Origin of the sequence: Rhodanobacter sp. OR92 (assembly GCF_000427545.1) — a bacterium.
Taxonomy (GTDB): Bacteria; Pseudomonadota; Gammaproteobacteria; order Xanthomonadales; family Rhodanobacteraceae; genus Rhodanobacter; species Rhodanobacter denitrificans.
Map to the genome: position 1 here is coordinate 36,161 of NZ_ATYF01000016.1, position 12,296 is coordinate 48,456.

12 protein-coding genes and 1 pseudogene are annotated in these 12,296 nt (G+C 68.6%); 9 read left to right on the plus strand and 4 right to left on the minus strand.

Annotated elements, in window-relative coordinates:
- The first annotated feature begins 46 nt into the window (after positions 1-46).
- From hfq to RHOOR92_RS0109890, 6 genes are all read left to right on the plus strand, one after another.
- Positions 47-334: an RNA chaperone Hfq gene (gene hfq, locus RHOOR92_RS0109865; protein WP_007509855.1), complete on the plus strand. Its 288-nt coding sequence runs from the start codon at positions 47-49 to the stop codon at positions 332-334.
- 57 nt (positions 335-391) lie between these two features.
- Positions 392-1,693 (plus strand): ribosome rescue GTPase HflX, encoded by a 1,302-nt coding sequence (gene hflX / locus RHOOR92_RS0109870; protein ID WP_027483983.1) that lies wholly within the window; start codon positions 392-394, stop codon positions 1,691-1,693.
- 180 nt (positions 1,694-1,873) lie between these two features.
- Positions 1,874-2,941, plus strand: coding sequence for an FtsH protease activity modulator HflK (gene hflK, locus RHOOR92_RS0109875; protein WP_007509851.1), 1,068 nt, complete (start codon positions 1,874-1,876; stop codon positions 2,939-2,941).
- Complete coding sequence (hflC, locus tag RHOOR92_RS0109880) at positions 2,938-3,807, plus strand: protease modulator HflC (RefSeq protein ID WP_027483981.1); 870 nt, start codon at positions 2,938-2,940, stop codon at positions 3,805-3,807. Before hflK ends, hflC begins: the two co-directional genes overlap by 4 nt.
- A gap of 10 nt (positions 3,808-3,817) precedes the next feature.
- A complete protein-coding gene (locus tag RHOOR92_RS0109885; RefSeq protein WP_007509848.1) occupies positions 3,818-4,000 on the plus strand; it encodes a DUF2065 domain-containing protein in 183 nt (60 codons plus the stop codon).
- Positions 4,001-4,048: 48 nt separating this feature from the next.
- Positions 4,049-5,341: an adenylosuccinate synthase gene (locus RHOOR92_RS0109890; RefSeq protein WP_007509846.1), complete on the plus strand. Its 1,293-nt coding sequence runs from the start codon at positions 4,049-4,051 to the stop codon at positions 5,339-5,341.
- 148 nt (positions 5,342-5,489) lie between these two features.
- Here the strand turns inward: RHOOR92_RS0109890 and RHOOR92_RS19265 are convergent, their stop codons facing one another.
- Both RHOOR92_RS19265 and RHOOR92_RS0109895 read right to left on the minus strand, forming a co-directional pair.
- On the minus strand, positions 5,490-6,023 hold the full coding sequence (locus RHOOR92_RS19265) for a transposase (RefSeq protein ID WP_007509844.1): 534 nt from the start codon (positions 6,021-6,023) through the stop codon (positions 5,490-5,492).
- A 73-nt stretch (positions 6,024-6,096) separates the two neighbouring features.
- Positions 6,097-6,594 carry a winged helix-turn-helix transcriptional regulator gene (locus tag RHOOR92_RS0109895; protein ID WP_007509842.1) on the minus strand — a complete coding sequence of 166 codons (498 nt, stop codon included), beginning with the start codon at positions 6,592-6,594 and terminating at the stop codon, positions 6,097-6,099.
- A 145-nt stretch (positions 6,595-6,739) separates the two neighbouring features.
- Here RHOOR92_RS0109895 and RHOOR92_RS0109900 point away from each other — a divergent pair, with 145 nt between their 5' ends.
- From RHOOR92_RS0109900 to RHOOR92_RS18660, 3 genes and pseudogenes are all read left to right on the plus strand, one after another.
- On the plus strand, positions 6,740-8,020 hold the full coding sequence (locus RHOOR92_RS0109900) for a D-amino acid dehydrogenase (protein WP_007509840.1): 1,281 nt from the start codon (positions 6,740-6,742) through the stop codon (positions 8,018-8,020).
- Positions 8,020-9,093 carry an alanine racemase gene (alr, locus tag RHOOR92_RS0109905; RefSeq protein WP_007509837.1) on the plus strand — a complete coding sequence of 358 codons (1,074 nt, stop codon included), beginning with the start codon at positions 8,020-8,022 and terminating at the stop codon, positions 9,091-9,093. Before RHOOR92_RS0109900 ends, alr begins: the two co-directional genes overlap by 1 nt.
- Before the next feature lie 128 nt (positions 9,094-9,221).
- Positions 9,222-9,566, plus strand: a pseudogene (locus tag RHOOR92_RS18660) (HD domain-containing protein); the annotation flags it as partial.
- Between the two features lie 303 nt (positions 9,567-9,869).
- Here the strand turns inward: RHOOR92_RS18660 and RHOOR92_RS0109915 are convergent.
- Positions 9,870-10,916, minus strand: a complete 1,047-nt coding sequence (locus RHOOR92_RS0109915; protein WP_027483976.1) for a hypothetical protein — start codon at positions 10,914-10,916, stop codon at positions 9,870-9,872.
- A gap of 106 nt (positions 10,917-11,022) precedes the next feature.
- Entirely contained in the window at positions 11,023-12,270 is a 1,248-nt protein-coding gene (locus RHOOR92_RS0109920) for a S8 family serine peptidase (protein ID WP_027483975.1), read from the minus strand.
- Positions 12,271-12,296 lie beyond the last annotated feature (26 nt).

Sequence of the window (12,296 nt, forward strand, 5' to 3'; positions counted from 1 at the left end):
CCGGCGTTTTTTCTCCGGTCTGTCCGTGGCAAGGGGAGAACAAGAAATGTCCAAGGGGCAGTCGTTGCAGGATCCGTTTCTGAATGCGTTGCGGCGCGAACGCGTGCCGGTGGCCATCTATCTGGTCAACGGCATCAAGCTGCAGGGGACGGTCGAGTCGTTCGACCAGTTCGTGGTGTTGCTGCGCAACCAGGTGAGCCAGATGGTGTACAAGCACGCCATCTCCACCGTGGTGCCGAGCCGCAACGTTCGCATCGGCAATGGCCACGACGGCCATGAGGGCCACGAGCATCCGTCCGACACGTCGGTCGCTTCCGCCGACGCGGACGCTTGATAGAAGGGCAGCCCGCCCGCATGAAGTGGGTCTGCTCCTGAAGGATCACACCCACTAGTGTTCGATAGACAGAAGAAAGGCGATCGCGCCGTCCTGGTCCTGCCGCATTCGCGCGGTGAGGGCGATGCCGCGCGTCGTGCCGAGGAATTCGCCGAGCTGGTGAAGTCCGCCGGGGCAGAAGTGCTGGGCGTGATCAGCGCTCGCGTCGAAGATCCCAACCCGCGCTACTACATCGGCACCGGCAAGGCGGACGAGGTGGCCGAGGCGGCGCGTGCGCTGGAGGCCGACCTGGTGCTGGTCGACCACGTGCTGACCCCGGTGCAGGAACGCAACCTCGAAAAGCACCTGGGCATCCGCGTGGTCGACCGCGCCGGCCTGATCCTCGACATCTTCGCCCAGCGCGCCCGTTCGCACGAAGGCAAGCTGGAAGTGGAACTGGCCCAGTTGAAGCACCTGGCCACCCGGCTGGTGCGCGGCTGGACCCATCTGGATACCCAGCGCGGCGGTGCCATCGGCAACCGCGGTCCCGGCGAAACCCAGCTGGAAACCGACCGTCGCCTGCTCGGCGAGCGGGTCAAGATGCTCACCAAGCGGCTGGAAAAGGTGCAGACCCAGCGCGGCCAGCAACGCCGCGCGCGGCTGCGCAACACGGTGCCGCGCGTGGCCCTGGTCGGCTACACCAACGCCGGCAAGTCGACCCTGTTCAATGCGCTGACCACCGGCGACGTCTACGCCGCCAACCTGCTGTTCGCCACGCTGGATCCCACCGTGCGCAAGCTGGAGGGTCTCAGCTGCGGTCCGGCCGTGCTGGCCGATACCGTCGGCTTCATCCGCGAGCTGCCGCATGACCTGGTCGCCGCGTTCCGCGCCACCCTGGCCGAGGCGCGCGACGCCGACCTCTTGCTGCACGTCAGCGACGCCGCCGACGAGGAACGCGATCGCCTGCATCACGTGGTCGACAAGGTGCTGGAGGAAATCGACGCCGGCGACGTGCCGCAGCTGCAGGTGATGAACAAGATCGACCTGGCCGGCGCCGAGCCGCGGATCGAGCGCGACGGCACCGGCAAGCCGGTGCGGGTCTGGCTGTCCGCCGCCAGCGGTGCCGGGCTGGACCTGCTGCGGCAGGCGCTGGGTGAACTGCTTGGCGGCGAGCGTGTGCAGTCGGCGCTGCAGCTGCCGCTGTCGGCTGGGCGCCTGCACGCGCGGCTCAAGGCCGCCGGCGCGATCAGCGGCGAGACGGTGGACGAGCACGGCTGGCAGCTGCACATCGACGCACCGCGCAGCGTGATCGCCCCGCTCAGCGGCGGCGACCCCACCGAGACCCGGTTGCTGCGCCAGTTGCTGGCCGTGGCGGAATGACGCCAGTGCACCGCGCGCGGCGCCTGCCGCGCTCTGCTAGAATCCCCGCTGTTTGCGCGGCCCCGAAAGACGGCCGGCGCAGCATTCCGACAGCCTTGGCTGAATCTCGTGTACAACCCGGTGCAAGGCGTGTTCCGGCCGTGGTTGCCGGCCTCCCGACGGCCCCTAGGAGACTGACTCGTGGCATGGAATGAACCCGGCAACAACGGGCAACGTGATCCGTGGAACAGGAATCGCCCGGGCGGCAAGTCGCCGCTGGACGATCTGCTCAACAACGCCAGGAAGCGCCTGGGCAAAATGGGACAGGGTCCCGGCAGCCTGCTCACCGGCGTGCTGGTGCTGCTCATCGTCGGCCTGCTGTTCAGCAGCTACACCATCATCGGCGCGCGCCAGGCCGGCGTAGTGCTGCGCTTCGGCGAGTATTCGCGCACCTTGCCGCCGGGCTTCCACCTGAAGCTGCCGCAGCCGATCGAGTCGGTCACCAAGGTCGAGGCCACGCGGATCCGCTCGGTCACCGACAAGGTGGCGATGTTGACCAAGGACGAAAACATCATCACGATCGACTTCACCGTGCAGTATCAGGTGGACGATTCGCGCAAGTACCTGTTCTCGCTGAACGACCCGGACGGCACCATCGGCGCCGCCGCCGAGGCCGCGGTGCGCTCGGTGATCGGCAGCAGCGACATGGACCAGATCCTGTCCGCCGCCGGCGCCAGCCTGGTCACCCAGGCGCAGGAGACCCTGCAGAAAACCTTGGATACCTACGACTCCGGCCTGCGCGTCACCGAGGTCAGCTTCCAGAACGTGGCACCGCCGAACGAGGTGAAGGACGCGTTCGACGACGTCAACAACGCCCGCGAGGACAAGCAGAGCATCGAGAACGCCGCCCTGGCCTACGCCAGCAAGGTGGTGCCGGTGGCGCGCGGCGATGCCGCGCGCATCGCCGCCGAGGCTGCCGGCTACAAGGCCGAGCGCGTGGCCCGGGCCACCGGTGACGCCGCCCGTTTCGACTTGCTGCTGAAGCAGTACAAGGCGGCGCCGGAAGTGACCCGCAAGCGGCTGTGGCTGGAAACGATGGAACAGGTGATGGCGAAGAACCCCAAGGTGATCGACGGCTCCAACGGCCGCAACATCATCAGCCTGCCGACGCTGCAGGGTTCGCCGGCGGCGCAGCCTGAAGCGGGCGCCGTCGGTACGGTGGTGTCGCCACCGACCGGCAATGCAGCCGGCAAGGGGACGCAGCCATGATGAGGATCGGTTCCGCCATCGTCGCGCTCGTCGTCGTCCTGCTCGGCCTCAACAGCATGTTCGTGGTCAGCGAAGGGCATAGCGCGCTGCTGCTGCAGTTCGGCCGCATCGTGCGTACCGACTACCAGCCGGGGCTGCACTTCAAGCTGCCGGTGATCCAGCAGGTGATGCACTTCGACAAGCGCATCCTGTCGCTGGACGCGCCGCCGGAGCGCTACTTCACCTCCGAGAAGAAGAGCGTCAACGTCGACTTCTACGTGAAGTGGCGCGTCGCCGACAACGCCGCGTACTACCGCGCCACCGGCGGCGACCAGCTGCAGGCGGCACAGCGGCTGACCCCGATCGTGAAGGACGCGCTGCGCTTCGAGTTCAATGCGCGCACCTTGCCCGACCTGATCTCCGGCGGACGCAAGGACATCACCGAACGCGTGCGTGCGCAGACCGACGCCTCGGCGCGCAAGAACCTCGGCATCGCCGTGGTCGACGTGCGCATCAAGCGCATCGACCTGCCGAACGAGGTCAGCGAGTCGGTGTACAAGCGCATGCGCGCCGAGCGCCTGCAACTGGCCAACGAACTGCGCTTCACCGGCCAGGAATCGGCCGAGACGATCCAGGCCGACGCCGATCGCCAGGGCCAGGTGCTGCGCGCCGATGCCCAGCGCGACGCGGCCAAGGTGAAGGGCGAGGGCGACGCGGAAGCGGCTGCCATCTACGCGCAGGCGTACAACCAGGATCCGGAATTCTTCACCTTCTACCGCAGCCTGGCCGCGTACCGCAGCTCGTTCGAGGATGGCAAGGGCGTGCTGATCATGAAGCCCGACGACGAGTTCCTGCGCTACTTCGAACAGCCCGCGCAGAAACGCTGAGTCGACCCCGATGCACCAGCTGGCTGCCGCGTTGTGCCTGATGCTGGTGATCGAGGGCCTGCTGCTGTTCGCGGCACCGCAAGGCTGGCAGGCGATGGTGCGCGAGGCGCTGAAACTGCCGCCGCGCACCTTGCGGCTGTTCGGCGCCGGTGCGATGGTGACCGGCCTGGTGCTGTTGCAAATTTTTCATTGATACGCGTGGTCCCGTCGACGGGACGCCACCAACCTGAGCGAGAAGATTATGGGCAAGTCAGTAGTCATTCTGGGTGCGCAGTGGGGCGACGAGGGCAAGGGCAAGATCGTCGACCTGCTGACCGAGCGGGTCAGCGCGGTGGCGCGCTTCCAGGGCGGCCACAACGCCGGCCACACGCTGGTGATCAAGGGCAAGAAGACCGTGCTGCACCTGATTCCCTCGGGCATCCTGCGCGACGACGCGCTGTGCCTGATCGGCAATGGCGTGGTGCTGTCGCCGGCCGCGCTGATGACCGAAATCGCCGAGCTCGAAGCGAACGGCGTCGAGGTGCGTTCGCGCGTCAAGATCAGCCCGGCCACGCCGCTGATCATGCCGTACCACATCGCGGTGGATAAGGCGCGCGAGATCGCCGCCGGCGGCAAGGCGATCGGCACCACCGGCCGCGGCATCGGCCCGGCCTACGAGGACAAGGTCGCCCGCCGCAGCGTGCGCGTGGCCGACCTGATGTACCCGCACGAGTTGCCGGCGCTGCTGAAGACCGCCGTCGAGTACCACAACTTCATTCTCACCCAGTGGCTGAAGGCCGAGCCGGTCGACTACGACGCTGTGCTGAAGGACGCGCTGGCCTGGGGCGAGTACATCCGCCCGCTGGTCGACGACGTCGCCACCATCCTGCACGACGTGCGCAAGGACGGCGGCAACATCCTGTACGAAGGCGCGCAGGGCGCTCTGCTCGACATCGACCACGGCACCTATCCGTACGTCACCTCGTCCAACACCACCATCGGCGGCGCACTCGCCGGTACCGGCGTCGGCGTGGGCGACATCGACTACGTGCTGGGCATCTGCAAGGCCTACGCCACCCGCGTCGGCAGCGGCCCGTTCCCGACCGAGCTCAACGACGAGATGGGCGAGCTGCTGCGCAAGAAGGGCAACGAGTTCGGTGCCAGCACCGGCCGCCCGCGCCGCTGCGGCTGGATCGACCTGGTCGCGCTCAAGCGCGCCACCCAGATCAACGGCATCAACGGCCTGGCCATCACCAAGCTCGACGTGCTCGATGGCCTGGACACGGTCAAGGTGTGCATCGCCTACGAATACCGCGGCAAGCGCCGCGAACTGGCCCCGCTCGATGCGGACGGCTGGGACGAGTGCAAGCCGGTCTACCTGGAATTCCCCGGCTGGCAGGAATCCACCGCCGGCATCCGCGACTGGAACCAGCTGCCGCCCGCCGCCCGTGCCTACCTGCGTGCGGTCGAGGAACTCTCCGGCTGCCGCCTGGCCCTGGTCGCCACCGGTGCCGACCGCGACGACACCATCGTGCTGGACGACCCGTTCGCGTAAACGTTGCCGCATCGTCGTCTCGTGAAACAGGCCCCGCATGTCGGAGCCTGTTTCGTTTGGTCGGGTGTTGGGGTTCGCTGGCGCTCACCCCAACCTACGGATTTACGGCACTCGCGTAGGTTGGGGTGAGCGCCAGCGAACCCCAACATCACCCGCCACGCTCGCCATCAATCCCAACACGATCCGGATCACATCCCCAATCCGCCGTGACTGTTCCCTCACGGATATATCGGTGGATGGACGAATACGGCCAATCCCTCGCCTTGGCGACGTGACCGTGCTTCACCGGGTTGATGTGCACATAATCGACATGCCGTGCAAGGTCACTCTCATTGCGGATCTGGTGCTCCCAGAAGCGGCGTTGCCAGATGCCGCGTTCACCCTTGCGCAGCCGGGAGCCACGAATGGTTTCGCCATGTTCAATCGTGCGGGAAAAACCGGCCTTGATCAGTAGCCAGCGGGTAGAAAAGTCGGCGTCGCCCGGCGGCAATGTCCATACGGCATGCATGTGCTCGGGCAAGACCACCCACGCGACGATCTCGAACGGATGCCGCTGCTTTACCGTTAGTACTGCTTGACGAAGCGTGTCGATACGCTCGATCAGCAGGCGGCTGGAGCGGTCGGCCAGATTGACGGTAAAGAAATAGGTTCCGCCAGTGGCGCGGGCTCTTCGATAACGCATCGGGTCGTCCTTGGCGATGTGGGCGTTGGGGTTCGCTGGCGCTCACCCCAACCTACGCGGGTGGTTCCGCCTTCTATCTCGTGGGTTCCGCACGCTCGCCCACCGGCAGGTTGAGCGTTTCCTTGACCTCTTCCATCACGATGTAGCTTTTCGAGTCGCGCACGTTCGGCAGGGTCAGCAAGGTGTTGCCGAGCAGCTTGCGGTACGAGGCCATGCCCGAGATGCGCGCCTTGATCAGGTAATCGAACGCGCCGGAGACGAGGTGGCACTCCAGCACGTTGGGCAGGCGCAGCGCGGCGTTGCGGAATTCCTCGAAGATGTTGCCCGACTTGTAGGCCAGGCTGATCTCCACGAATACCAGCAGGCCGGCGCCGACCAGGTGCGGGTCGAGCCGCGCGTGATAGCCAGTGATCACGCCGTCGCGTTCCAGCCGGCGCACGCGCTCGGTGCACGGCGTGGTGGACAGGCCGACCCGCTCGCCCAGCTCGGTGAACGAGATCCGCCCCTCGTCCTGCAGCACGCGGAGGATCTTCCGGTCGATTTTGTCGAATTCCCGCCGCTTCACCGCCATGGGTTCACCAATGATTGCCAATCTGGCAGTGATTTTACCCATCAACATCGCAAAAGACAGAAAATAAGATTGGCCGATCGTTCCTATACTCGTCGGGATCATTCCTGCGGCTTGCCGCAGGCCAACCGGCGGAAGGGGGAGCGCGATGCGGGTACTGATTCTGGGCAGCGGCGTGATCGGCACGTGCAGTGCGTGGTACTTGGCGCGCGCCGGTTTCGAGGTGACCGTGGTCGATCGCGAAAGCGCGCCGGCCCGCGAGACCAGCTTCGCCAATGCCGGCCAGATCTCGCCCGGTTACGCCTCGCCGTGGGCCGCCCCGGGCGTGCCGCTGAAGGCCTTGAAGTGGCTGTTCATGCGCCACGCACCACTGGCGATCCGCCCCGGCCTCGACCCGCAGCAATACCTGTGGCTGCTGCAGATGCTGCGCAACTGCACCGCCAGCCGCTACGCGATCAACAAGGCGCGCATGGTGCGCCTGTCCGAGTACAGCCGCGACTGCATGGACGAATTGCGCGCCGAAACCGGGCTGGATTACGAAGGCCGCCAGCTCGGTACGGTGCAGTTGTTCCGCACCCAGGCGCAGTTGGACGACGCGGCCAAGGACATCGCCGTGCTCAAGCAGTACGGCGTGCCGTACGAATTGCTCGACCGTGCCGGCATCGTGCGGGTGGAGCCGGCGCTGGCCGGGGTGGTCGATCAGCTCAGCGGCGCGCTGCGCCTGCCGAACGACCAGACCGGCGACTGCGAGCTGTTCACCCGCCGGCTTGCCGCGCGGGCACAGGAGGCCGGCGTCGAGTTTCGCTTCGGCGCTACCGTGGAAAAACTCGAACACGATGGCAGTCGCCTCACCGGCGTGCGTATCGACGGCAAGCTCGAACGCGCCGACCGCTACGTGCTGGCGCTGGGCAGCTATACCCCGCAACTGCTGGCGCCGCTGGGCATCCGCCTGCCGGTGTACCCGCTGAAGGGTTACTCGCTGACCCTGCCGATCACCGACCCGGCGATGGCACCCACCTCGACCATCCTCGACGAAACCTACAAGGTGGCGGTGACCCGCTTCGACCAGCGCATCCGCGTCGGCGGCATGGCCGAGGTGTCCGGCTTCGACCTGTCGCTGTCGCCGCGCCGCCGCGCCACCCTGGAAAAAGTGGTCGGCGACCTGTACCCGCACGGTGGCGACCTGAGCCAGTCCACGTTCTGGACCGGCCTGCGCCCGGCCACCCCGGACGGCACGCCGGTGGTCGGCGCCACCCGGCTGGACAACCTCTATCTCAACACCGGCCACGGCACCCTGGGCTGGACCATGGCCTGCGGTTCCGGTCGCTACCTGGCCGACCTGATCGCGGGGCGCAAGCCGCAGATCAGCCGCGAAGGCCTGGACATCTCGCGCTACAGTACGCGCCCGACCGCGGGAGTCCCTGCCTGATGCGCCCGGCACGTGCCCTGATCGACCTGGCCGCCCTGCGCCACAACTACCGCCTCGCACGCGAGCTGGGCGGGCGCAAGGCGCTGGCGGTGGTCAAGGCCGATGCCTACGGCCATGGTGCCGTGCGCTGCGCGCAGACACTGGAAGGCGAAGCCGACGGTTTCGGGGTGGCCTGCATCGAGGAGGCACTGGAACTGCGCGAGGCCGGCATTCGCGCCCCGATCCTGCTGCTGGAAGGGTTCTTCGAAGCCGACGAACTGGCGCTGATCGACGCCCACGACCTGTGGTGCGTGGTGCAGGCCGAGTGGCAGATCGACGCGATCGAACGCGCACGCCCGAGCAAACCATTCACGCTCTGGCTGAAGCTCGATTCGGGCATGCACCGGCTCGGCCTGGGCGCGACGGACTACCGCGCCAGCCTGCAGCGCCTGCAGGCCATGCCGCAGGTGCGCGAGGTGGTGGCGATGACCCACTTCGCACGCGCCGACGAACTGGACTGCGAGCGCACCGACGAGCAACGCGCGCTGTTCCACCAGGTGTGCGATGAGCTGCACTTGCCCGCCAGCCTCAGTAATTCCCCCGCGCTGCTCGGCTGGCCCAGCACGCAGGGCGAATGGGCGCGGCCGGGCCTGATGCTGTACGGCGCCACGCCGTTCGCCGCCCCGCATCCGGTCGCCGACCGCCTGCAACCGGTGATGACGGTGACCTCGAAGGTGATCGGCGTGCGCGAGCTGGCGGCAGGCGAACCGATCGGCTACGGCGCGCGTTTCGTCACCTCGCGCCCCAGCCGCATCGGCGTCGTCGCGATGGGCTACGCCGACGGCTACCCGCAGTTCGCCCCCAACGGCACCCCGGTCGGCATCGACGGCCGGCCCGGCGAGCTGGTCGGCCGCGTGTCGATGGACATGCTCACCGTCGACCTCACCGACCACCCCGCCGCCGGCCTCGGCAGCCGCGTCGAGCTGTGGGGCGGGCAGGTGCCGGTCGGCGAACTGGCTGCGCACAGCGAAGGCAGCGCCTACCAGCTGCTGTGCGGCCTGAAGCGCGTGCCGCGCAGCTACGTCGGCGAGTGAATGCTTCCCGCTGCCTGCAGGAGGGCAGCAGGTAAGGTTCCTGACCTTCGGCACGTCCAGCCCCGATCTCGCCCCCTGCGACCCGCCGCGGCCACCATCGCGCGATGGAACCAATCAGGGGGAACGCCATGACCGCACTCACCGACCGCTTCAGCCGCGCCGTCGACTACGCCCGCATCGCCCACGCCACGCAATGCCGCAAGGGTTCGAACATCCCGTACCTCTACCACCTGCTCGGCGTGGCCAGCCTGGTGATCGAGTTCGGCGGCAACGAAGACCAGGTCATCGCCGGCCTGCTGCACGACACCATCGAGGATGGCGGCGCCGAGCATGAAGCAACCATCCGCGCGCAGTTCGGCGACGCCGTCGCCAACATCGTCAAGGACTGCACCGACGGCACCGCCGAAGGCAAGGCCAGCCACACCGACGCCGAGGCCAAACGCCGCGACTGGATCGAACGCAAGCTCGCCTACCCTCGTGCAGCAGGCAGGCAGCAACAGCAAGGAGCAATTCGCCAACTCGCCCGACCTCAAGCACGCGCTGATGCACGCCATCATGGATGCGCTGGAAGCACACTCCAGCATGAGCACCCAGGCACTTGGCTCCGAACGCGTACGTGATGGACTGAAAGACATTCTGCTGGGGCCGGCGCAGTTGTATGAGGCGCTGCGGGCCAAGTCGCAAGGCGGGACGATGGCGCCGTAGCTGATGGATTTGCCGGGTCAACGAAGGAGCCCCCGCTTGCGGGGGCTCCTGGTTTCTGCGGTGCTGCTGGCTCAGTGCTGTTGTGCATTCGCGCCGGCGCCGGCATCGCCATCGGCCTGCGCCGAGGTGGAGATGCCATCGCGGGCCGAACCACGCGCGCTGGCCTGGCCGCCGGCCCGGCCGCTGGCGTTGGCCGCGCCGCGGGTGCCGGAGGTCGAGCCGGCGTCGGCGTTTGCGTTGCCATTGGCTGCGCCCGCGCCCGACACGTCGATCGTCTTGTCCCCGGCGCCGCGCACGGCGTTGGACGTCGGCGACAGCAGGCGCGGTTGCGGGGTCGCGGCGTTACCCGACGGCTGGCGTGCGGTGTTCGCGCCGGCCGAGCTTGCCTGCGACGCGCGGCTGGCCGCGTTCGTGCCGAGCGAGCCGGCGGTCTGCGTCGACCGGTCGCCGGTAGCGGTGGCCTGGTGGGCGGAACTCAGGCCGGCAGCGGCCGAGCCTTCGGCCACACCCTCGGCATTCGCGGAGGCGTTGCTGGCCGCGTCCTGCACGCGGTTCAGTGCGCCTTGGGTTCCGCGTTTGGCCGTCGAGACGGCTGAACGCGTCCGGCTGGTGGCCTGGCCTGCGGCACCGGTCGCGGCGTCGCGCGTGCCCGAAGCGTCGACGGCGCCGGTCGCGGACGAGCCCAGGTCGCCAGCGCCACCCAGCGCAGCCTGGTTGCCGGCGGTGCCGGCGTTGGCACCGGCCGCACCGGTGAGGCCGGCGGCGGCGTCGGCGGCCGCCGGGCCGTTCACCTGGCGGGCGGTCTGGCCGGCGGTGTTCGTCGCCGCAGCGGCGGTCGCCGCGGCGCGCTGGCGCAGGCGCTCGGCGCGCCGTTCGGCAGCGCGCGTGTTGATGTCGGGGCCATGGAGGCCACCCATGCCGCTCGCGGAGCCGTCGATGCGGCCGCCCACCTGGCCCATCGTGGAGTTGATCGGGCCGCTCAGGCCGCCGGCGATGCCGCCGCCGAGCGAGCCGCCGCCCAGCACCTGGGCATGCGCCGGGACCATCGCGGCCAAGGCAAGCGCGCCGGCGAACAGGGCGGTGTTGAGGGTTTTGTGGTTGAGGGTCGTGTTGCGCATGGTGGGACCTCCTGCCTGCGGCCGATCCGCGGCTTCCGGGGTCCTGTACGCCGGTGCCAGGACGATCCTTCCATCGCGGCGGGTTGCGGTCGGGTTTTGTTCAGGTTCAGGGCGACAACAGGCCGTAGCCGTAGCGCGGGTCGTGGCCCGGGGCGCCCAGCGGGCGGGCCTCGCCGATCAGTTGCTGCTGCACCTGCGCCGCGGCGCCCGCGTGGGGGGCGTCCAGCAGCTGGGCGGCTTTTCGCGCCACGATCGGCGCCGCGAACGAGGTGCCGCGCAGCGCGTTGCGGCCGCTGCCGAGCACGCCGGATGCGCAGAAATCCACCTGGTCGCCGCTGCCGGATTCGGGCAGCGCGCGGTCGTGCGCGTCGACACCGCCGACGCCGATCACGCCGGGGTAGGACGCGGGAAACAGCGGCGGTGCCGCGGGACCGTCGTTGCCGACCGCGCTGACCAGCACGTGGCCGCGCGCGATCATCGCCTGCACCGCGCGCGCGAGCACCGGGTTGTCGGGGCCGACCAGGCTGATGTTGATCACCGCCACGTGCTCGCGCGCCATCCATGCCAGCGCGTCGACGAGGTTCGAGGTGGCGCCGCCGACCGCGTCGCCGCACCACAGGTCGGCGGCGTACAGCGTGTCCGGGTCGCCGGCGACGAGGCGCGCGGCGACCGCGGTGCCGTGTCGCGATGCGGTGGCCGTCTGGCAGCCATGCGGTTCGATGCGTGCGTGTGCCAGCGCGGGATCGCGCGGGTCGACGCCGCCATCGACCAGGCCCACGCGTCGCGTCGGTGCGCTGGACGACGGGGGCGCCGAGTTGGTCGCGCGAGCCACGTCGCCATGGCCCGCGGGCAGGTAGAGGTGCTGGTAGGTGAAGGTCGCGTCCGGTGCGGCCCGCTGCAAGGCGCGCCTGGCTCTGGCCGTACTGCGGTTGTGGGTGTCGTGCAGCACCACGAAGTCCAGGCCCAGCGTCGCGTCCGCCGGCGTCTCGCGATCCACCACGAAACCGCTCGCCTGCACAGCGTCGCGTTGCGCGGTCGACAGGCCCATCGCGAGAAATTCGCCGCGCAGGATCGGTGCGCCGTGGGGATCGACGTCGACGCGCCGCGGCTCGCTGCGTCGCAGCGCGTCGATCTGCAGTTTTCGCGTGAGGGCCAGTGGCCCGCGCAACAGATCGTCCACGCTGCGCAGGGGCGAGGCGGGAACCATGCCGGGCAGGCCCACGCCAGGGACCTGTACGTTCGGCAGACCCTGCACCGGACCGAGCACCTGTGCCTGTGCCGGCGTCGCGCTCACCATGGCAAGCGCGATGGCCAGCAACGGAACGAGCGTGGCGAATGGACGGCGCAAGGGCATGGCCAACGGCCTCGGGAGCAACGGGG